Raw genomic sequence first — 24888 nt, forward strand, 5'->3', positions numbered from 1 at the left:
AGCTCAGGACCTACCGAGTTGTTCGTCGAGCAGCGCGAGCAGCTCGTCCGCCGTCGCCGTCCGCGCGTCCGTGGCGGAGTCGGCCGGTTCCGTGCGGGTGTGCGCCTCGTCCCACAGGGACAGCAGCGCACGGAGACGGGTGCTGACGGCGGCGCTCTGTTCGTCGTCCGGCGTCAGGAGGGACAGTGCGGACTCCAGGCGGTCCAGCTCCGCGTCGATGGTCGGCGCGCCGCCTCCCGGCAGTGCGTCGAGTACGTGTGCGGCGAGCGCGGCCGGCGTGGGGTGGTCGAAGACGAGCGTCGCGGACAGGCTCAGCCCGGTGGCTACGTTCAGGAGGTTGCGGAACTCGACCGAGGTGAGCGAGTCGAAGCCGAGGTCCTGGAACGCGCGGCCGGGTTCGACCAGCTTGGTGCCGTCGTGGCCGAGGACGGCCGCCGCGTACTCCCGCACCAGGTCGAGCACGGCGCGTTCGCGCTCAGGGCCGGACAGCCCGGTCAGCCTGGCCGTCAGGTCGCTCGGCGCCGCCGTGTCCGCGGCGCCATGGGCGCGGGGCCCGCCGGACAGTTCCCACAGCAACGGGCTGGGCCGTACCGCGGTGAAGGTCGGGGCGAACAGGTCCCAGTCGATGTCCGCGACGAGTGCCATCGGGTCGCCCAGGCGGACGGCCCGGTCCAGTGCGGCGACGGCCTGCTCGGGCTCCATCGGGGCCAGGCCGCGGCGGCGCAGGGCCTCGCCGAGCGCCCCTTCGGCCATGCCGCCGCCGCCCCACGGTCCCCACGCGACAGCGGTGGCGGGCAGGCCCGCCGCCGCGCGCCGCTGCGCGAGAGCTTCGAGGAAGGTGTTGGCGGCCGCGTAGTTCGCCTGGCCCGACCCGCCGAGCGTGCCGGAGATCGAGGAGAACATCACGAACGCGGACAGCTTGTGGTCACGGGTCAGTTCGTCCAGGTTGACCGCGGCGTCGGCCTTCGGCCGCAGTACGGCGTGCAGCCGGTCCGGGGTGAGCGCGGACAGCACGCCGTCGTCGAGGACGCCCGCCGCGTGCACGACCGCGGTGAGCGGGAACTCGTCGGGCACCGAGGCCAGCAGGTCCGCGAGGGCGTCCCGGTCGGCGGCGTCGCAGGCGGCGATCGTGACGCGGGCGCCCAGCGCGGTCAGTTCCGCGCGCAGTTCCCCGGCGCCGTCGGCGTCGGGTCCACGCCTGCTGGTCAGCAGCAGGTGCTCGGCGCCCTTGGCGACCAGCCACCGGGCGATGTGTGCGCCGAGTGCGCCGGTACCGCCGGTGACCAGCACCGTGCCGGCGGGGTTCCAGTCGCCGACGCGGCCGGCTGCCGCCCGTACGATCCGCCGGGCGAACACTCCGCCGGCGCGGAGCGCCAGCTGGTCCTCCTCCGCTGCGGCGGACAGGACGCCCGCGAGGCGGGTGCCGGTGCGCTCGTCGAGCGTCTCGGGCAGGTCGACGAGGCCGCCCCAGCGGTCCGGGTGCTCAAGCCCGACGACTCGGCCGAGGCCCCACACCATCGCCTGTTCGGGGCTGACGGAGGTGTCGGACCCACCGGTGGCGACCGCGCCCCGCGTCGCGCACCACAGGGGCGCGGCGAGGCCGCTGTCGCCGAGGGCCTGGACGAGGGCGAGGGTGGCGGTCAGGCCGCCGGACGGCAGTCCGGGGTCGAGGGCGAGCAGTGAGAGCACGCCCGCGACGGGCCCGTCGGTGGCCACCCGGGCCGCGAGGGACGCCCGGTCCACCGCCTCGCCGGTGCGGACCGGCAGCACGCGTGCGCCGTGCCTGCTCAGCGCGGCGGTGACGGGTTCCTCTCCGGTGCCGTCCCGGCTGACGACGAGCCAGGTGCCCGTGAGGGCCGGGGTGGGGTCGCTCAGCGGCTGCCAGGTGACGCGGTAGCGCCAGCTGTCGACGGCGGAGTTCTCGGCCTGTTCGCGCCGCCACGACGACAGCCGCGGCAGCACCGCGCCGATCGGGTCGTCGGGGGACACGGCCAGCTCGTCCGCGAGTTCACCGAGGTCGCCGTCCGCCACGGCCGCCCAGAACCGGGCGTCGACGGACCCGGAGACGTCACCCGAGGGGGCGTCGGCCAGGGCCGGCCAGAACCGGTCGCGCCGGAAGGCGTAGGTGGGCAGGTCGACGTGTGTACCGCCGGCGGTCAGCGGGGACCAGTCGACGGGCACGCCGAGCACGTGCAGCCTGCCCGCGGCCGTCGCCAGGGCGAGCGTCTCGGACCGGTCGCCGCGCAGGGCCGGTACGAAGGTCGCCCCGGGCGCGGTCTCCTGGCCGAGCGCGGAGAGTACGCCGCCCGGGCCGATCTCCAGGAACAGGTCCGTGCCCCGGTCCCGCAGTGTGGCGACGGCGTCGGCGAACCGCACCGGCTCGCGCACGTGCCGCACCCAGTACTCCGGCGACGCCAGTTCCTCGGCGCTCGCCTGCGCGCCGGTCAGCGTGGACACGAGGGGGATCCCGGGCTGCTCGTAGGAGACGCTCTCCAGCACCGTGCGGAAGTCGTCGAGCATCGGCTCCATGAGGGGCGAGTGGAACGCGTGGCTGACGCGGAGCCGCGTCACCTTGCGTCCCGCCTCACGCCAACGGTCGGCCACAGCCTCCACGTCGGCGGCGACACCCGAGACGACCACCGCGTTCGGGCCGTTCACCGCGGCGATGCCCACGGTGTCGGACAGGTCCGGCAGGATCTCGGCCTCGGTCGCCTGGACGGCGGCCATCGCGCCGCCCCCGGGCAGCGCCTGCATCAGCCGGCCCCGGGCCGAGACGACCTTGGCGGCGTCGGCCAGCGACCACACGCCCGCCACGTGGGCGGCGGCCAGCTCACCGATGGAGTGCCCGGCGAGCACCTCGGCACGGATGCCCCAGGACTCGAAGAGGCGGAACAGCGCGACCTCGACCGCGAACAGTGCGGGCTGCGTCACCCCGGTCTCGTTCAGCGCATCGGGGTCGTCCCCGAACAGCACGTCGAGCAGGGGCTGTTCGGTGTGGACGTCCAAGTGGGCGCGGACCTCGTCGAGCGCCTTGGCGAACACCGGGAAGGCGTCGTACAGCTCGCGTCCCATGCCGAGGCGCTGGGCGCCCTGGCCGGAGAAGAGGAACGCGGGCCGGCGTCCCCCGGCGACGCCGGAGACCAGTTCGTTCGCGGTCCGCCCCTCGGCGAGCGCCGTGAGGTTCGCCAGCAGCGCGTCGCGGTCCTGGCCGACGACGACCGCCCGGTGTTCGAGGGCGGGTCGCTCGGTCGCGAGGGTGGCGGCCGCGTCGAGCAGGTTCAGGTCCGGGTGCGCCACGAGGTGGGCGCGCAGACGTTCGGCCTGTGTCCGCAGCGCGTCGTCGCCCCGGCCCGAGACCAGCAGCGGCAGCGCGGTCGTGGGCATGGGCGGTGCGGTCTTCGGCGCGGCGGTTGCGGTGACCGGCGCCTGTTCGACGATGGCGTGCGCGTTGGTGCCGCTGAATCCGAACGACGACACGGCGAACCGGCGCGGCCGGTCCGTGTCCGGCCAGGGCCGGGCCTCGGTGAGGAGTTCGATGTCGCCGGCCGACCAGTCGACCTGCGGGGTCGGCTCGGCGACGTGCAGGGTCTTGGGCAGCGTGCCGTGCCGCAGCGCCATGACCATCTTGATGATGCCGCCGACGCCCGCCGCGGCCTGGGTGTGGCCGATGTTGGACTTCAGCGACCCGAGCCACAGCGGCCGGTCGGCGGGGCGGTCCTGGCCGTAGGTGGCCAGCAGCGCCTGGGCCTCGATCGGGTCGCCGAGCTTCGTACCGGTGCCGTGCGCCTCCATGGCGTCCACATCGGACGGCTCCAGGCCCGCGGCCGCCAGCGCCTGGCGGATGACCCGCTGCTGGGAGGGCCCGTTCGGCGCGGTCAGACCGTTGGAGGCGCCGTCCTGGTTCACCGCGGACCCGCGGACGACCGCGAGGATCTGGTGGCCGTTGCGCCGGGCGTCGGAAAGGCGTTCCAGGACGAGCATGCCGACGCCCTCGCCCCAGCCGGTGCCCTCGGCGTCGGCGGAGAACGAGCGGCAGCGGCCGTCGGCGGACAGCCCGCGCTGGCGGCTGAAGTCCAGGAACGCGCCCGGCGTCGTCATCACCGCCACGCCGCCCGCCAGGGCCAGGGAGCACTCCCCCGACCGCAGCGCCTGCGCGGCCAGGTGCAGTGCGACAAGGGACGACGAGCACGCCGTGTCCACCGTCACGGCCGGCCCCTCGAGGCCGAATGTGTAGGACAGCCGGCCGGCCATGACGCTCGCCGCGTTGCCCGTGCCGACGTATCCCTCGACGCTCTCCTCGCTGGCCGCCAGGAGTGCGGCGTAGTCCTGGAGGCTGGTACCGGTGAAGACTCCGATGTCACGGCCCCGCAGCGCGTTCGGGTCGACACCGGCGCGTTCGAAGGCCTCCCAGGAGGTTTCGAGCAGCAACCGCTGCTGCGGGTCCATGGCCAGCGCCTCACGCGGCGAGATCCCGAAGAACGCGGGGTCGAAACGGTCGGCGTCGTGCAGGAAGCCGCCCTGGCGGGTGTAGGTGGTGCCGACGTGGTCGGGGTCCGGGTCGTACAGGGTGTCCAGGTCCCAGCCCCGGTTGGTGGGGAACTCGCTGATGGCGTCGATGCCGTCGTGCACGAGCCGCCACAGTTCCTCGGGCGAGTTCGCGCCGCCGGGGTAGCGGCAGCTCATGCCGACGATCGCGATCGGCTCGTCGGACACCGCCATGGCCGTGCGCATGGGCGCGGCGGCGACGGGCGCCCCGGCGAGCTCGGCGGCGATGTGCGCCACGAGCGTGGCCGGGGTCGGGTAGTCGAAGACGAGGGTCGCGGGCAGGCGCAGCTCGGTGGCCGCGTTGAGCCGGTCGCGGAACTCCACGGCGGTCAGCGAGTCGAACCCGAGCTCCTTGAAGGCGCGTTCGGGCGCGACGGCGTGCGCCGAGCTGTGCCCGAGCACCACGGCCACGTGCCCGAGCACGAGCTCCAGCAGCGCCTTGTCCCGTTCGGCCTCGGTCAGGCCCGCCAGCGACTGCGCCAGCGCGGACCCGGCGACGTGCGCGGCCGCGGCGGCCCTGCGTGCCGTGCCGCGCACCAGTCCGCGCAGCAGGTGCGGCACCGGCCGGGTGCGGGCCTGCTTGTGGAGCGCGGGCAGGTCGAGCGGTACGGCTGCCAGCAGCGCACGCCCCGTGGAGGCCGCCGCGTCGAACAGGGCCAGGCCCTCGGCCGAGTCCAGCGGGACCACTCCGTCGACGGTGGTCGGCCGCACGTCGGTCCCCGTCGGTCCGCCGGCCGTCTCCCACGGGCCCCAGGCCAGCGATGTCGCGGGAAGGCCGGCCGCTTTGCGGTGCTGCGCGAGCGCGTCCAGGAACGTGTGCGCCGCCGCGTGGGTGCCCTGGCCGGGCGCGCCGAGTATGCCGGCCGCCGAGGAGAACAGGACGAAGGCGGACAGGTCCATGTCCTGGGTCAGCTCGTGCAGGTGCCAGGCCGCGCCGGCCTCGGACCGGAGCACGGTGTCGATCCGGTCCGGGGCCGGTGAGCCGATGGTGCGGCCGTCGTCCGCGGCACCGGCGGCGTGCACGACGGCGGAGATCCGGTGCTCGGCGAGCAGCGCGGCCAGTGCCTCGCGGTCGGCCACGTCACAGGTCGCGAGAACGACGTCGGCGCCCTGCGCGACGAGTTCCGCACGCAGCTCCACGACACCCTCGGCCTGGGCTCCGGCCCCGGCTCCGGTTCCTGCCTTGGATCCGGCTCCGGTGCCTGCCTCGGCTCCGGCTCCGGCCTCCGCACCGGGCCTGCCGACCAGCAGCAGGCTCCGCACGCCCCGCTCCGCGACCAGGTGCCGGGCGACGAGTCCGCCCAGGGTGTCCGTCGCCCCGGTGACCAGCACCGCACCCGAACCGAACCCGGGATCCTCCACCACGGACTGCCGGGCCCTCGCCAGACGCGGCGCACTGGCGACGCCCGAGCGCACCGCCAACTGCGGCTCACCCGTGCCCAGTACAACAGGCAGCACGTCGGCCGAGGCCGCTTCCTCGTCGAGGTCGACCAGCACGATCCGGTCGGGGCTCTCCGCCTGGGCGGACCGCACCAGCCCCCACACCGTGGCGTGTGCCAGGTTACGCACGTGCTCGTCGTCCGTGACGGCGACCGCACCCCGGGTCACGACGACCAGACGCGACGCCTCGAACCGCTCCTCGGCGAGCCAGGCCCGGATCGCGTGCAGCGTCCAGTGCGCGGCCTCGTGCGCGCCGGCGGCCGGGTCGGAGGCGGAGGTGACCGGACAGGGCAGGACCACGAAGTCGGCCTGCTCCGTCTCCGGCGACTGGTCCAGCGCCTCCGGATCGGTCCACCGCGTCGCCGGGACATCGCCGTCGGACGGGGAGACCGGCACCCAGTCGATGCCGAACAGCGCCTCCTGGTCCGGCCGCGCCACCGTCGCTGTCATCGGGCGCAGCACCAGCGTGTCCACGCTCGCCACCGGAGCACCCACTCCGTCCGCGATCGTCAGCGACACCCCGTCCGAGCCCGCGGGCGACATCCGCACCCGCAGCACCGTCGCACCGGAGGCGTGCAGCCGCACGCGCGACCACGAGAACGGCAGCCGGCCGACACCGTCGTCACCGCCCGCCAGTCCGATGGTGTGCAGTGTCGCGTCAAGCAGCGCCGGGTGCAGACCAAAACCGTCCGGCTTCACACCCTCCGGCAGCACGACCTCGGCGAACACCTCATCGCCGCTGCGCCATGCGGTCCGCAGCCCGCGGAACGCGGGGCCGTAGCCGAAGCCGCCGTCGGCCATGCGGTCGTAATAGCCGTCCAGGTCCACGGCTTCGGCCCCGGCAGGCGGCCACTCAGTCAGGGAGGCCCCGCCGGCGCCCGTACCGGAGCACAGCACGCCGGTGGCGTGCCGGGTCCACGAGCCGACGTCGTCGACCTCACCCTCGCTGGAGTAGAAGGCCAGCTCACGCCTGCCGGACGAGTCCTCGGCGCCCACGGACACCTGCACCCGCACCGAGCCGTTCCGGGGCAGGACGAGAGGCACCTCCAGCGTCAGCTCCTCCACCAGGTCACACCCGACCTGGTCACCCGCGCGGATCGCCAGCTCCACGAACGCCGTACCAGGCAGCAGGGTCGAGCCCCGGACCACGGAATCAGCCAGCCACGGGTGCGTCTGCACCGACAGCCGACCGGTCAGCAGCACGCCCTCCGTACCACCGAGGGTGACCGCCGCGCCCAGCAGCGGGTGCTCGGCCGAACCGAGCCCGGCCGCCGACACATCACCCACCGCCGACAGCACGTCGGGCCAGAACCGCTCACGCTGGAACGCGTACGTCGGCAGATCCACCCGCCGCACGCCGCGGCCGGCGAGGAACGTCTCCCAGACCAACGCCACACCGCGTACGTACAGGTGTCCCGCAGCCGTCGTGGCGGCCATCGCTTCCGGGCGATCGCCGCGCAGCACCGGTACGAAGGCCGCGTCCGGCGCGGATTCCCGGCCCAGCGCGGAGAGCGTGCCGCCCGGGCCGACCTCGACGAACGTGCCGACACCGTCGTTCACGAGCGTGCCGACAGCGTCGGCGAACCGCACCGATTCCCGTACGTGGCGCACCCAGTACTCCGGTGAGGCCAGTTCATCGGCCGTGGCTCGCGCGCCGGTCAGCGTGGACACGATCGGAATCTCGGGCGTCTCGTACGACACGCTCTCCAGCACCCGGCGGAACTCGTCCAGCATCGGGTCCATCAGCAGCGAGTGGAACGCGTGGCTGACGCGCAGCCCGGTCACCTTGCGACCTGCTTCGCGCCACCGCCCGGCAACGGCCTCCACGTCGACGGCGACACCGGAGACTACGACCGAGCCCGGGCCGTTCACCGCCGCGATGCCCACCGACTGCGGCAGGTCCGGCGCGACCTCGGCCTCGGACGCCTGGATCGCCACCATCGCGCCGCCCTCGGGCAGCGCCTGCATCAGCCGGCCCCGGGCCGAGACCACCTCGGCGGCATCCGCCAGGGACCACACGCCGGAGACGTGTGCGGCGGCCAGCTCGCCGATGGAGTGTCCGGCCAGCACGTCGGGCCGTACGCCCCACGACTCGAGGAGGCGGAACAGCGCCACCTCGACCGCGAAGAGCGCGGGCTGCGTGATCCCGGTCTCGTTCAGCGCATCCGCATCCGCATCCTCATCCTCGCCGAGCAGCGCCTCACGGACCTCAGGAGCCAGGAGCTCCAGCACCTCGTCCAGCACCTCGGCGAACACCGGGAACCGGCCGGCCAGTTCACGGCCCATGCCGAGCCGCTGCGAACCCTGCCCCGAGAACAGGAAACCCACCCGGCCGGGCTCATCAGCCACACCCGAGACCACGGCACCGGTCACCTGGCCCTCGGCCAACGCCGCCAGCGCGTCGAGCAACTCCGCCCGGTCAGCGCCGACCACCACCGCACGGTGCTCCAGCACCGCACGCGACGACACCAGCGCACGCCCCACATCCGCCGTGGACAGGTCCGACGACGCCTCCACGAAGGACTTCAGGCGTGCAGCCTGCTCCCGCAGCGCCTCCGTACTCCGCGCCGACAGCACCCACGGGACGACGGCGCCGACGGGCAGCGGTTCGGGTGCTTCCTTCCGCTCCGCCTCGGGGGCCTGCTCGATGATGGTGTGCGCGTTCGTGCCGCTCACACCGAAGGACGACACACCCGCCCGACGCAGACGACCCGTCTCCGGCCACGGCTGGGGCTCCGTCAGCAGCTGTACGGCGCCTGCCGACCAGTCAACGTGCGAGGACGGCTCGTCGACGTGCAGGGTCTGCGGCAGCACACCGTGCCGCATCGCCATCACCATCTTGATCACACCCGCCACACCCGCGGCGGCCTGCGTGTGACCGATGTTCGACTTGACCGACCCCAGCCACAACGGCCGGTCGGCGGGCCGGCCCTGGCCGTACGTGGCCAGCAGCGCCTGCGCCTCGATCGGGTCACCGAGCCTCGTTCCGGTGCCGTGCGCCTCCATCGCGTCCACGTCGGACGGCTCCAGGCCGGCGCTGGCGAGCGCCTGCCGGATGACCCGCTGCTGCGAAGGGCCGTTCGGCGCGGTCAGACCGTTCGAGGCGCCGTCCTGGTTCACCGCGGAACCCCGTACCACGGCGAGAATCTCGTGGCCGTTGCGCTGCGCGTCCGACAGGCGCTCCACGAGCAGCATGCCGACGCCCTCGCCCCAGCCGGTGCCGTCGGCGGCATCGGCGAACGCCTTGACCCGGCCGTCCACGGCCAGACCCCGCTGACGGCTGAACTCGATGAACGCGCCGGGCGTGGACATCACCGTCACACCGCCGACGAGCGCCAGCTCGCACTCGCCCTTGTTCAGTGCCTGGCTCGCCCAGTGCAGGGCGACCAGCGACGACGAGCACGCCGTGTCCACCGTGACCGCCGGGCCCTCAAGACCGAACGTGTAGGACAGCCGGCCGGAGATGACGCTCGCGGCGTTGCCGGTGCCCACGTATCCGTCGACGTCTTCCCGCGCGGCCATCAACAGCGTCGTGTAGTCCTGGCCGTTGGTGCCGACGAAGACGCCGGAGCGGCTGCCGCGCACCGAGTGCGGGTCGATACCCGCCCGCTCGAACACCTCCCAGGAGGTTTCCAGCAGCAGCCGTTGCTGCGGGTCCATGGCCAGTGCTTCGCGAGGTGAGATGCCGAAGAACGCAGGGTCGAACTCCGCCACACCGTCGAGGAAGGCACCCATGCGGCTGTAGGTGGTCTGCGAGTGCTCAGGGTCCGGGTCGTAGAGGGTGTTGAGGTCCCAGCCCCGGTCGGCCGGGAACTCCGAGACCGCGTCCTGCCCCTCGGCCACCAAACGCCACAAATCCTCCGGCGAGCCCACCCCACCAGGGAACCGACAGCTCATACCGACAATCGCGATCGGCTCGTCCCCCATACCCACAGCAGGACCATCCACCACGACATCAACGACACCGCCCAACAACTCGGCACCCAGATGCGCCGCCAGCGCCGCCGGAGTCGGGTAGTCGAAGACAAGCGTGGCCGACAGCGCCAACTCCGTCGCCGCATTCAACCGGTTCCGCAACTCCACCGAACTCAGCGAATCGAACCCGAGCTCCTTGAACGCACGGTCAGGCGCGACAGCCTGCACCGAACTGTGCCCCAGCACCACCGCCACATGCCCGACCACCAACTCCAGCAGCGCCTTCTCCCGCTCCACCGCCGACATCCCCGCCAGCGACCGCGCCAGCCCGGACCGGGCGACATCCTGCCCGGCCACGACAACCCTGCGTGCCGTGCCACGCACCAGCCCACGCAGCAGATGCGGCACCGACCGGGTACGCGCCTGCTTGTGGAGCACCGGCAGGTCGAGCGGCACGGGCACCACCAACGCACGCCCCGTAGACGCCGCCGCATCGAACAACGCCAGACCCTCCACCGACCCCAACGGGACCACACCACCCCGGGCCATCCGCCGCACATCAGCCTCATCAAGGCCGCCCGCCATACCAGCCGCATCCGCCCACAGACCCCACGCCAACGACGTCGCAGCCAGACCAGCCGCCCGACGACGCTGCGCCAACGCGTCCAAGAACGTATTCGCCGCCGCGTAATTGCCCTGACCAGGACCACCGAACACACCGGCCACCGACGAGAACAACACGAACGCCGACAGATCCATGCCCCGGGTCAGCTCGTGCAGATGCCACGCCGCGTCAACCTTCGGCCGGAACACGCCATCGACCTGATCCAGGGTCAGCGAACCGATCGTGCCGTCGTCCAGCACACCAGCGGTATGCACCACAGCAGAGATCCGATGCTCTGCCAGCAGCTCGGCCAGCGCCTCCCGGTCGGCCACGTCACAGGCCGCAAGGACGACATCGGCGCCCTGCGCTTCGAGTTCCGCACGCAGCTCCGCGGCACCCTCGGCCCCGGCACCACGCCTGCTGACCAGCAACAGACTCCGCACACCCCGCTCCACGACCAGATGCCGGGCAACCAGACCACCCAGAGTGCCCGTCGCACCCGTGACCAGCACCACACCCGAACCGAACCCGGCATCCTCCACCACCGAGTCCCGCACCCGAGCCAGCCGCGGGGCACACGCAGCACCCGCCCGCACCGCCAACTGCGGCTCACCCGTGGCCAGTACAGCAGACAGCCCATCGACCGAAGCCGTCTCCTCGTCCAGGTCGACCAGCACGATCCGGTCCGGGTTCTCCGACTGCGCCGAGCGCACCAGACCCCACACCGCCGCCTGAGCCAGATCCCGCACACCCTCGTCGTCCACCACGGCAACCGCTCCCCTGGTCACGACGACCAGACGCGCCGGGTGGAACCGCTCCTTGGCAAGCCAGGCCTGCACCGCGTGCAGCGCCCAGTGCGCGGCCTCATGCGCGCCGGCGGCCGGGTCAGCAGTGGCCGCGACCGGGTACGACAGAGCGACGAAGTCCGACAGTTCGGCCGACGACTGCGCCAGGCCCTCCAGATCGGTCGTCCACTCCACCGTCGGGGCATCGCCCTCGGACAGCGGCACCGGCACCGGCACCGGCACCGGCACCGGCACCCAGTCGACACCGAACAGCGCGTCGCCGCGTGCGTCAGTGGCGGCCTGGACCGGGGCCGCCGGGCGCAGTACCAGCGAGTCGATCGTGGCCACCGGGGCACCGGAGCCGTCCGCGACCGCCAGCGACACACCGTCCACGCCCGCGGGCGACAACCGCACCCGCAGCACCGTCGCACCGGAGGCGTACAGACGCACACCCGACCAGGAGAACGGCAGCCTGCCGGGAGCATCGGCCTCACCCGTCAGCCCGGTCGCGTGCAACGCCGCGTCAAGCAGCGCCGGGTGCAGACCGAAGCCCTCCGCCTTCACCCCCTCCGGCAGCGCAACCTCGGCGAACACCTCCTCACCCTTGCGCCACGCCACCCGCAAGCCCTGGAACACCGGCCCATAAGCCAAGCCCGACTCCGCCGACCCGTCGTAGAACCCCTCCAGGTCCACGAGCTCCGCCCCAGCAGGCGGCCACTCGACCAGAGAAACCCCACCGGCGCCTGTGCCAGAGCGCAGCACACCGGTGGCGTGCCGAGTCCACGAACCGCCGTCGTCAACCTCACCCTCACTGGAGTAGAAGGTCAGCTCACGCCTGCCCGACTCATCCGCCCCGCCCACCCAGACCTGCACCCGCACCGAACCGCTCTCAGGCAGAACGAGAGGCACCTCCAGCGTCAGCTCCTCCACCAGGTCACACCCGACCTGATCACCCGCACGGACCGCCAACTCCACAAACGCCGCACCAGGCAACAACACCGCACCCTGCACCACGAAATCAGCCAGCCACGGATGCGTCCGAACCGACAACCGGCCGGTCAGCAACGCACCATCCGTGTCACCCACCGCAACCACCGCGCCCAGCAGCGGATGCCCAGCCGAACCGAGCCCGGCCGCCGACACATCACCCACCACCGGCACCACGTCAGGCCAGAACCGCTCGCGCTGGAACGCGTACGTCGGCAGGTCGACGCGCCGCGCGCCGCGGCCGGTGAAGAAAGCTTCCCAGTCAAGCCGGACGCCCTGCGCGCACAGCCGCGCCACGGCCGACATCAGCGCGGATTCCTCCGGCTGATCGGCGCGCAGCACGGGTACGAACCCCGCGTCGGGCGCGGTCTCCTGGCCCAGTGCGGACAGCGTCCCGCCCGGACCGACCTCGACGAACGTGCCTACACCATCCGCGACCAGCGCACTCACCGCGTCGGCGAACCGCACCGACTCCCGCACATGCCGCACCCAGTACTCCGGCGACACCAACTCCTCGGCGCTCGCCGGCCCGCCCGTCAACGTCGACACGATCGGAATCTCGGGCGCCTCGTACGACACACCCTCCAGCACCCGGCGGAACTCCTCCAGCATCGGATCCATCAACGGCGAATGGAACGCACGGCTCACCCGCAGCCGCGACACCTTCCGACCCGCCGCACCCCACCGCTCGCCAACAGCCTCCACATCAGCGGCGACACCGGAAACCACCACCGAGTCCGGCCCGTTCACCGCCGCGATACCCACCGTCTCCGGCAGGTCCGAGGCGACCTCGGCCTCCGTCGCCTGGATCGCCACCATCGCCCCACCCTCGGGTAACGCCTGCATCAGCGCACCCCGAGCCGACACCACCTTCACCGCATCCGCGAGAGACCACACCCCCGAGACATGAGCCGCGGCCAGCTCACCGATCGAGTGACCGGCCAGCACATCCGGCCGCACACCCCACGACTCAAGGAGACGGAACAACGCCACCTCGACCGCGAACAGCGCGGGCTGCGTCACCCCCGTCTCATTCAGCGCTTCGGCATCCTCACCGAACAGCACCTCACGGACCTCAGGAGCCAGCAGCCCCAGCACCTCGTCCAGCGCCTCGGCGAACACCGGGAAACGGCCCGCCAGTTCACGACCCATCCCGAGCCGCTGCGACCCCTGACCCGAGAACAGGAAGCCCACCCGGCCGGGCTCATCGGCCACACCCGAGACCACGGCACCCGTCGTCCGGCCCTCGGCCACCGCCGTCAGTGCGCCGAGCAGCTCCGACCGGTCAGCGCCGATCACCACCGCACGGTGACTCAGCGTCGAGCGTGACGTGGCGAGCGAGTAACCGACATCAACGGGTGCGAGCCCGTGCGCCACGGACAGCAGTCGCTCCGCCTGGCCGCGCAGCGCACCCTCGTCACTCGCCGACAGCACCCACGGCACCAGACCGCCGTCGTACGGGGCCGGCTCCGGGGCTTCCGCCTGCTCCACCACAGGAACCTGGACGGCAGCCTGCTCGATGATGGCGTGCGCGTTCGTGCCGCTGAACCCGAACGACGACACACCCGCCCGCCACGGCCGGTCCACGACCGGCCACTCACGCTCATCGGTGAGCAGTTCGACCGCGCCGGCGGTCCAGTCGACGTGCGGCGACGGCTCGTCCACGTGGAGGGTGCGGGGCAGCACGCCGTGCCGCATCGCCATCACCATCTTGATCACACCCGCCACACCGGCGGCGGCCTGCGTGTGACCGATGTTCGACTTCAGCGACCCCAGCCACAGCGGCTCACCGGCACGGTCTTGACCGTAGGTGGCGAGCAGGGCCTGCGCCTCGATCGGGTCGCCCAGCCGCGTTCCGGTGCCGTGGGCCTCGACCGCGTCCACGTCGGACGCTTCCAGGCCGGCGCTCGCCAGGGCCTGACGGATGACCCGCTGCTGCGAGGGGCCGTTCGGCGCGGTCAGGCCGTTCGAGGCGCCGTCCTGGTTCACCGCGGAACCCCGTACGACGGCGAGGATCTGGTGACCGTTGCGCTCGGCGTCCGACAGCCGCTCGACGACCAGCATGCCGACGCCCTCACCCCAACCAGTGCCATCAGCACCGTCGGAGAACGCCTTGCACCGGCCGTCCTCGGCCAGGCCCCGCTGGCGGCTGAACTCGATGAAGGCACCGGGCGTGGACATCACCGTCACGCCGCCCGCGAGGGCCAGTTCGCACTCACCGGACCGCAGTGCCTGCACCGCCAGGTGCAGCGCCACCAGCGACGACGAGCACGCCGTGTCCACCGTGACCGCCGGGCCCTCGAAGCCGAAGGTGTACGACAGCCGGCCCGAGGCGACGCTGGCCGCGTTGCCGGTCGCCACATAGCCGCCCACGTCCTCGGCAGCCGTGCCCAGCACCAGTCCGTAGTCCTGCACGTTCGAGCCGACGAACACACCCACCCGCTCGCCGCGCACCGCGCTCGGATCGATACCGGCCCGCTCGAACACCTCCCAGGAGGTCTCCAGGAGCAACCGCTGCTGCGGGTCCATCGCCAGCGCCTCGCGTGGCGAGATCCCGAAGAAGCCCGCGTCGAAGCCGCTCACGTCCGACAGGAACGCGCCCGACCGCGAGTACGAGGTCCCCACCGAGTCCGGGTCGGGATCGTACAGCGCCTCCAGGTCCCAGCCCCGGTCGGCCGGGAACTCCGACACCGCGTCCCCGCCGGAGAGCAGGACCTGCCACAGGTCCTCCGGGCTCGCCACACCACCCGGGAACCGGCAGGCCATCCCCACGATCGCGATCGGCTCGTCCACCACACCCGACACGACCACAGGAGCAGTGGGCGTGGAGTCAGCGCTCGCACCGCACAGCTCGGTCCGCAGATAGGCGGCCAGCGCAGCCGCGTTCGGATAGTCGAAGACCAGAGTCGTGGGCAGAGCAACCCCGGTGACCTCACTGAGCCGGGCCCGCAACTCCACCGCCGTCAGCGAATCGAAACCCAACTCCCTGAAAGCACGCGTCGCCGACAACGCCTCGCCCGACGCATGCCCCAAAACCGCAGCCGCCTCCAACCGGACCAACTCCGTCAGCTGCCGCTCCTGCTCAACCTCACCCACGCCCACAAGCCGCCGCGCCAGAGCCGACACACCCTGATCCACCGACACAACCTCGAACACCGCACGCACCTGCGGCAACTCACTCAACAGCCGACTGGGCCGCCGCGCCATGAACGTACCCGCGAACCGCTCCCAGTCCACATCGGCAACAACGACATCCCCATCACCGCTCTCAAGAGCCGTGGCCAGACCCACGATCGCCACCGCCGGAGCCATCGACGCCAACCCCCGACGCCGCAACTGCCCGGCCGCATCCCCACCGGCATCGGCAACCATCCCACCATCAGCCCACGGCCCCCACGCCACCGCCGTGGCCGGCAACCCCACAGCCCTACGACGACCCGCCAACGCATCCAGGTAGGCATTGGCAGCCGCATACGCACCCTGACCACCACTGCCCCACACACCAGCGATCGACGAGAACACCACGAACGCATCCAACGACCGGTCCGCAAGCAACTCATGCAGGTTCCTCGCACCAACCACCTTCGCCGCCAGCACATCAACGAACTCACCCAGATCGGAGTCAGCCAGGGCCACCGAGCGCTCCACACCCGCTGCGTGCACAACCGCAGTGAGCGGGAGCTCTTCGGGCACCGAGGCGAGTACATCCGCAAGCGCGTCCCGATCGGCGACATCGCAAGCCACCACCGTGACACGGGTACCGAGCGCGGTCAGCTCCGCGCGCAGTTCCTCGGCACCGTCGGCCTCCAGTCCGCGACGACTGGTCAGCAGCAGGTGCTCGGCGCCCTTGGCCACCAGCCACCTGGCGACGTGCGCACCGAGTGCTCCGGTACCGCCGGTGACGAGGACCGTCCCGCGCGGCGTCCACCCCTCTCCGGACAACGCCTTGCGCACCGGGGCGGGCACCAGCCGGCGGCCGAGGATCTCGCCACCGCGCACAGCGACCTGGTCCTCACCGTTCGCCCCGGCGAGGACCGAGGCCAGCAGGTCACCGGTCCCCTCGTCCTGAGCGTCCGGCAGATCGACCAGACCGCCCCAACGATCAGGCTGCTCCAAAGCAGCCACCCGGCCCAGACCCCACACCATCGACTGCTCGAACCCGGCCACGGCATCATCCGCACCCGCCGCCACCGCACCCGACGTCACACACCACAACGGAGCCGAGCCGCCCGCATCACCCAGCGCCCGCAGCAGACCGATCGTGCCCCTGAGACCCGCAGGCACCACCGACTCGCCCACGTCCGTGAGCCCCAGCAGCGACACCACACCGCTCAGCGCGGGCAACCCGCTCAGCCGCTCCGCCCAGTCGACCGCCTCCGGGTCCACCTCCAGGCCCCGCACCTCGGCACCGTTGCGGGCCAGCGCCTCCCGCACCCACCCGGCACGGTCCGCACCCACCGGCGCCACGACCAGCCACGTACCGTCCAGCCGCCCAGACGCAGCGGCCACCCGCCGCCACTCGACCCGATACCGCCACTCATCAGCGGTGGACCGGGCCTGCTGCTCCCTGCGCCACGCCGACAGCCGGGGCAGCACAGCACTCAGCGGATCGTCCGACGACACATCCAATGTCCGGGCGAAGTCCGCGACGTCGCCCTCCTCGACGACCTCCCAGAACCGCGCCTCCACCGGAGACATCCGGCCGACGCCCTCGCCGAGAGGAGCGGCGTCCAGCCAGAAGCGCTCGCGCTGGAACGCGTACGTCGGCAGATCCACCCGACGGGCTGCCCTCCCGGCGAAGTAGACGGTCCAGTCGACCGCTGTCCCCCGCGCGTACAGCGCGGCGACCGTGGTGACGAGCGCGGTCTCCTCGGACCGGTCCGCGCGCAGCGCGGGCAGGAACACCGCGTCGGGCACACTTCCCAGGCCGAGAGCGGTCAACGTCCCACCGGGCCCGACCTCGACGAACACGTCGGCACCCTGCTCGCGCAGTGCCACGACCGCGTCGGCGAACCGCACCGACTCGCGCACATGCCGTACCCAGTACTCAGGCGACGTCAACTCCTCGGCGCTCGCCGGCCGGCCCGTCAACGTCGACACGATCGGGATCTCGGGGTTCTGGTACGACACGTCCTCCAGCACCCGGCGGAAGTCGTCCAGCATCGGGTCCATCAGCGGCGAGTGGAACGCGTGGCTGACGCGGAGCCCGGTCACCTTCCGGCCCGCCTCGCGCCACGGCTCGGCAACAGCCTCCACGTCAGCGGCGACGCCGGACACAACCACCGCGTTCGGTCCGTTCACCGCGGCAATGCCCACGCCGTCCGGCAGCTCCGACGCGACCTCGGCCTCCGTCGCCTGGATCGCGACCATCGCACCGCCGTCGGGCAGCGCCTGCATCAGCCCCGCGCGGGCCGAGACCACCTTCGCCGCGTCGGCCAGCGACCACACACCGGAGACGTGCGCGGCGGCCAGCTCACCGATCGAATGACCGGCGAGCACGTCCGGACGGATGCCCCACGACTCAAGGAGACGGAACAGGGCCACCTCGACCGCGAACAGCGCGGGCTGCGTCACCCCCGTCTCATTCAGCGCATCCGCATCCTCACCGAACAGCACCTCACGGACCTCAGGAGCCAGCAGCCCCAGCACCTCGTCCAGCGCCTCGGCGAACACCGGAAAACGGTCGGCCAGTTCACGGCCCATGCCGAGCCGCTGCGAACCCTGACCCGAGAACAGGAAACCCAGCAGGCCGGTGCCGGCAGAACCCGTCACCACACCCGCCGCCTGCCTCCCTGCCGCCAACGCGGTCAGAGCGGCGAGCCGGTCCTCCTGGCCGTCGGCGACGACAACGGCGCGCTGCTCCAGCGCCGCCCGTGTCGTCGCCAGCGAGAAGCCCACGTCCACGGGGTTCAGGCCGGCCACTCCCGAGCAGAGCCGCGCGGCCTGCTCCCGGAGAGCTTCCGCGCTCCGTGCCGACAGGACCCACGGCACCGGACCACCGTCGTACGTCGTCGGCTCGGCAACCGGCTCCAAGACCGCCGCCGATGCCACTACCGGAGCCTGCTCCACGATGACGTGCGCGTTCGTACCACTCACGCCGAACGACGACACGCCCGCCCGCCACGGCCGGTCCGCAACAGGCCACGGCTTGGCTTCCGTCAGCAGCTGTACGGCGCCTGCCGACCAGTCCACGTGCGAGGACGGCTCGTCGACGTGCAGGGTCTGCGGCAGCACACCGTGCCGCATCGCCATCACCATCTTGATCACACCCGCCACACCCGCGGCGGCCTGCGTGTGACCGATGTTCGACTTGACCGACCCCAGCCACAACGGCCGGTCGGCGGGACGGTCCTGGCCGTAGGTGGCCAGCAGCGCCTGCGCCTCGATCGGGTCACCGAGCTTCGTACCGGTGCCGTGCGCCTCCATCGCGTCCACGTCGGCGGGAGCGAGCCCCGCGGTCGCCAGCGCCTGCCGGATCACGCGCTGCTGCGAGGGGCCGTTGGGTGCGGTCAGACCGTTGGACGCGCCGTCCTGGTTCACCGCGGAACCCCGTACCACGGCGAGAATCTCGTGGCCGTTGCGCTGCGCGTCCGACAGGCGCTCCACGAGCAGCATGCCCACGCCCTCGCCCCAGCCCGTGCCATCGGCGGCATCGGCGAACGCCTTGACCCGGCCGTCCACGGCCAGACCCCGCTGACGGCTGAACTCGATGAACGCGCCGGGCGTGGACATCACCGTCACACCGCCCACGAGCGCCAGCTCGCACTCGCCCTTCTGCAGCGCCTGCACCGCCAGGTGCAGGGCGACCAGCGACGACGAGCACGCCGTGTCCACCGTGACCGCCGGGCCCTCAAGACCGAACGTGTACGAAAGACGGCCGGAGATGACACTCGCCGAGATACCGGTACCCGCGTACCCCTCGACACTCTCCCGTGCGGCCATCAACAAGGCCGCGTAGTCCTGGCCGTTGGTGCCGACGAAGACGCCGGAGCGGCTGCCGCGCACCGAGTGCGGGTCGATACCCGCCCGCTCGAACACCTCCCACGAGGTTTCGAGAAGCAGCCGCTGCTGCGGGTCCATCGCCACGGCTTCGCGCGGTGAGATACCGAAGAACGCCGGGTCGAAGTCGGCCACGTGGTCGAGGAAGGCGCCCATGCGGCTGTACGACGTGCCCACGTTCTCGGCATCAGGGTCGTAGAGGGTGTTGAGGTCCCAGCCCCGGTCGGCCGGGAACTCCGAGACCGCGTCCTGCCCCTCGGCCACCAAACGCCACAAATCCTCCGGCGAGCCCACCCCACCAGGGAACCGACAGCTCATACCGACAATCGCGATCGGCTCGTCCCCCATACCCACAGCAGGACCATCCACCACGACATCAACAACGCCGCCCAACAACTCGGCACCCAGATGAGCCGCCAGCGCCGCCGGAGTCGGGTAGTCGAAGACAAGCGTGGCCGGCAGCGCCAACTCCGTCGCCGCATTCAACCGGTTCCGCAACTCCACCGAACTCAGCGAATCGAACCCGAGCTCCTTGAACGCACGGTCAGGCGCGACAGCCTGCACCGAACTGTGCCCCAGCACCACCGCCACATGCCCGACCACCAACTCCAGCAGCGCCTTCTCCCGCTCCACCGCCGACATCCCCGCCAGCGACCGCGCCAGCCCGGACCGGGCGACATCCTGCCCGGCCACGACAACCCTGCGTGCCGTGCCACGCACCAGCCCACGCAGCAGATGCGGCACCGGCCGGGTACGCGCCTGCTTGTGGAGCACCGGCAGGTCGAGCGGCACGGGCGCCACCAACGCACGCCCCGTAGACGCCGCCGCATCGAACAACGCCAGACCCTCCGCCGACCCCAACGGGACCACACCACCCCGGGCCATCCGCCGCACATCAGCCTCATCAAGGCCGCCCGCCATGCCGGCCGCATCCGCCCACAGACCCCACGCCAACGACGTCGCAGCCAGACCAGCCGCCCGACGATGCTGCGCCAACGCGTCCAAGAACGTATTCGCCGCCGCGTAATTGCCCTGACCAGGACCACCGAACACACCGGCCACCGACGAGAACAACACGAACGCCGACAGGTCCATGCCCCGGGTCAGCTCGTGCAGATGCCACGCCGCGTCGACCTTCGGCCGGAACACGCCGTCGATCCGCTCGGGTGTCAGCGAGCCGATCACGCCGTCGTCCAGCACACCAGCGGTATGCACCACAGCAGAGATCCGATGCTCTGCCAGCAGCGCGGCCAGCGCCTCCCGGTCGGCCACGTCACAGGCCGCGAGGACGACATCGGCGCCCTGCGCTTCGAGTTCCGCACGCAGCTCCGCGGCACCCTCGGCCCCGGCACCACGCCTGCTGACCAGCAACAGACTCCGCACACCCCGCTCCACGACCAGATGCCGTGCAACCAGACCACCCAGAGTGCCCGTCGCACCGGTGACCAGCACCACACCCGAACCGAACCCGGCATCCTCCACCACGGAGTCCCGCACCCGAGCCAGCCGCGGGACGCTGGCAGCACCCGCCCGCACCGCCAACTGCGGCTCACCCGTGGCCAGTACAACAGACAGCCCATCGACCGAAGCCGTCTCTTCATCCAGGTCGACCAGCACGATCCGGTCCGGGTTCTCCGACTGCGCCGAGCGCACCAGACCCCACACCACCGCCTGCGCCAGATCCCGCACACCCTCGTCGTCCACCACGGCAACCGCTCCCCTGGTCACGACGACCAGACGCGACGTGTGGAACCGCTCCTCCGCAAGCCAGGCCTGCACCACGCGCAACGCCCAGTGCGCGGCCTCATGCGCGCCGACAGCCGGGTCGGAGGCGGACGTGATCGGGCAGGGCAGGACCACGAAGTCGGCCTGCTCCGCGTCAGCCGACTGATTCAGTGCCTCCAGATCGGTCCACCGCGTCGCCGGGGCATCGCCCTCGGACAGCGGTACCGACACCGGCACCCAGTCGACTCCGAAAAGCGACTCCCGCTCGTACCGCGGCACCACCACCGACACCGGACGCAGCTCCAGCGAGTCGATCGTGGCCACCGGGGCACCGGAGCCGTCCGCGACCGCCAGCGACACACCGTCCGCGCCCGCGGGCGACAACCGCACCCGCAGCGCCGTCGCACCGGAGGCGTACAGACGCACACCCGACCACGAGAACGGCAGCCCTTCCAGCGCATCCGCCGCATCCATCAACCCCGCGGCGGGCAGCACCGCCTCAAGCAGCGCCGGATGCAGACCGAAGCCCTCCACCTTCACACCCTCCGGCAGCGCAACCTCGGCAAACACCTCCTCACCCTTGCGCCACGCCACCCGCAAGCCCTGAAACACCGGCCCGTAACCCAAGCCCGACTCCGCCGACCCGTCGTAGAACCCCTCCAGGTCCACAAGCTCCGCCCCAGCAGGCGGCCACTCGACCAGAGAAACCCCACCGGCGCCTGTGCCAGAGCGCAGCACACCGGTGGCGTGCCGAGTCCACGAACCGCCGTCGTCAACCTCACCCTCACTGGAGTAGAAGGTCAGCTCACGCCTGCCCGACTCATCCGCCCCGCCCACCCAGACCTGCACCCGCACCGAACCGCTCTCAGGCAGAACGAGAGGCACCTCCAGCGTCAGCTCCTCCACCAGGTCACACCCGACCTGATCACCCGCACGGACCGCCAGCTCCACAAACGCCGCACCAGGCAACAACACCGCACCCTGCACCACGAAATCAGCCAGCCACGGATGCGTCCGAACCGACAACCGGCCGGTCAGCAACGCACCATCCGTGTCACCCACCGCAACCACCGCGCCCAGCAGCGGATGCCCAGCCGAACCGAGCCCGGCCGCCGACACATCACCCACCGCCGGCACCACGTCCAGCCAGAAGCGTTCACGCTGGAACGCGTACGTCGGCAGGTCGACGCGCCGCGCCCCGCTGCCCTCGAAGTAGGCGTCCCAGTCCACCTGGACGCCCCGGACGTGTGCTTCGGCGACCGCGGCGGTCAGCGCGGACTCTTCCGGGCGGTCGGTCCGCAGCACCGGCACGAACCCCGCGTCGGGCGCGGTTTCCTGGCCCAGCGCGGACAGCGTCCCGCCCGGACCGATCTCGACGAACGTGCTGACGCCGTCGTCCACCAGCGCACGTACCGCGTCGGCGAACCGCACCGATTCGCGCACGTGCCGCACCCAGTACGACGGTGACGTCAGCTCCTCGGCCGTGGCAGGCCGGCCCGTCAGCGTCGACACGATCGGAATCGCGGGCGCCGCGAACGACACACCCTCCAGCACCCGACGGAACTCCTCCAGCATCGGGTCCATCAACGGCGAGTGGAACGCATGGCTGACCCGCAGCCGCGTCACCTTCCGGCCTGCCGCACGCCACCGCTCGCCAACTGCCTCCACATCGGCCGCGACACCGGAAACGACCACCGACGACGGGCCGTTCACCGCCGCGATGCCCACCGTCTCCGGCAGGTCCGAGGCGACCTCGGCCTCCGTCGCCTGGATCGCCACCATCGCACCGCCGTCGGGCAGCGCCTGCATCAGCCCCGCACGGGCCGACACCACCTTCACCGCATCCGCAAGAGACCACACCCCCGAGACATGAGCCGCGGCCAGCTCACCGATCGAATGACCGGCGAGCACGTCCGGACGGATGCCCCAGGACTCCAACAGCCTGAACAGGGCGACCTCGACCGCGAACAGCGCGGGCTGCGTCACCCCCGTCTCATTCAGCTCATCCGCATCCTCACTGAACAGCACCTCACGGACCTCAGGAGCCAGCAGCCCCAGCACCTCGTCCAGCGTCTCGGCGAACACCGGGAAAGCGTCCGCCAGTTCACGGCCCATCCCGAGCCGCTGCGAACCCTGGCCCGAGAACAGGAAGCCCAGCAGGCCGGCGACGGCAGAACCCGTCACCACACCCGCCGCCTGCCTGCCCTCCGCCAACGCGGCCAAGGCGGCCAGTCGGTCGTCCGGGCCGTCCACGACGACGACCGCGCGCTGCTCCAGCGCCGCCCGGGTCGTGGCGAGCGAGTAGCCCACGTCCACGGGGTGTGCGTCGAGCGTGCCGGAGCGGAGGCGTTCGGCCTGCTCCCGCAGTGCTTCCGTGCTGCGGGCCGACAGCACCCACGGCACCGGGCCGCCCCGCTCGGACGCAACGGCGGGAGCCGATTCCTCGGGCTGCGGGGCCTGTTCGATGATGGTGTGCGCGTTGGTGCCGCTCACACCGAACGACGACACGCCCGCACGCCGCAGGCGGCCCGTCTCCGGCCACGGCTGGGGCTCCGTCAGCAGCTGTACGGCGCCTGCCGACCAGTCAACGCGCGTCGACGGCTGGTCGACGTGCAGGGTGCGGGGCAGTACGCCGTGCCGCATCGCCATGACCATCTTGATGACACCCGCCACACCCGCGGCGGCCTGCGTGTGACCGATGTTCGACTTGACCGACCCCAGCCACAGGGGCCGCTCGGCGATGCGGTCCTGGCCGTAGGTGGCCAGCAGGGCCTGGGCCTCGATCGGGTCGCCGAGGGTGGTGCCGGTGCCGTGGGCCTCGACCGCGTCCACGTCGCCCGGGGCGAGGCCCGCGCCGGCGAGCGCCTGCCGGATGACCCGCTGCTGGGAGGGGCCGTTGGGTGCGGTCAGGCCGTTCGAGGCGCCGTCCTGGTTCACCGCGGAACCCCGTACGACCGCGAGGATCTGGTGGCCGTTGCGCTGCGCGTCCGACAGGCGCTCCACGAGCAGCATGCCGACGCCCTCGCCCCAGCCGGTGCCGTCGGCGGCATCGGCGAACGCCTTGACCCGGCCGTCCACGGCCAAGCCCCGCTGACGGCTGAACTCGATGAACGAGCCCGGCGTGGACATCACCGTCACGCCGCCGACGAGGGCGAGTTCGCACTCGTCCTTGCGCAGTGACTGCGCCGCCAGGTGCAGGGCGACCAGCGAAGACGAGCACGCCGTGTCCACCGTGACCGCCGGGCCCTCAAGACCGAACGTGTACGAGAGCCGGCCGGAGATGACGCTCGCCGAGATGCCCGTGCCCGCGTATCCCTCGACCATCTCCTGAGCGGCCAGCAGCAGTTGGGCGTAGTCCTGGCCGTTGGTGCCGACGAACACACCGGCACGGCTGCCCCGCAGTGAGGTGGGGTCGATGCCCGCCCGCTCGAACACCTCCCAGGAGGTTTCCAGGAGCAGCCGCTGCTGCGGGTCCATGGCCAGCGCCTCGCGCGGCGAGATGCCGAAGAAGTCCGCGTCGAACTCCATCGCCTCGTGCAGGAAGGCACCTTCACGTGCGTAGGTGGTGCCCGTGTGGTCGGGGTCCGCGTCGTAGAGCGACTCCACGTCCCAGCCGCGCTCGACGGGGAACCCGGACACCGCGTCCGCCCCGGACTCGACCAGCCGCCACAGGTCCTCGGGCGAGTTCGCGCCACCGGGGAAGCGGCAGCTCATGCCGACGATCGCGATCGGCTCGCCGGCCTTCTCCTCGACCTCGCGCAGCCGTTGCCTGGTCTGCCTCAGGTCGGCGGTCAGGCGCTTCAGGTAGTCGAGGACCTTGTCGTCGGTCGACATGTGCGTGCTACCCCTCTGGGTGTGAGTCCGTGCCCGTGTTGATGGGAGGCCGTG

The 24888-nt window shown here is 71.9% G+C and carries 1 protein-coding gene; it reads right to left on the reverse strand.

Features of this window, described 5'->3' with window-relative positions:
* Positions 1–3: 3 nt before the first annotated feature.
* A complete protein-coding gene (locus ACZ7P3_RS04885) occupies positions 4–24834 on the reverse strand; it encodes a type I polyketide synthase (protein WP_472078993.1) in 24831 nt (8276 codons plus the stop codon).
* Positions 24835–24888: the final 54 nt, after the last annotated feature.

This window comes from Streptomyces sp. NPDC107581 (assembly GCF_055657175.1).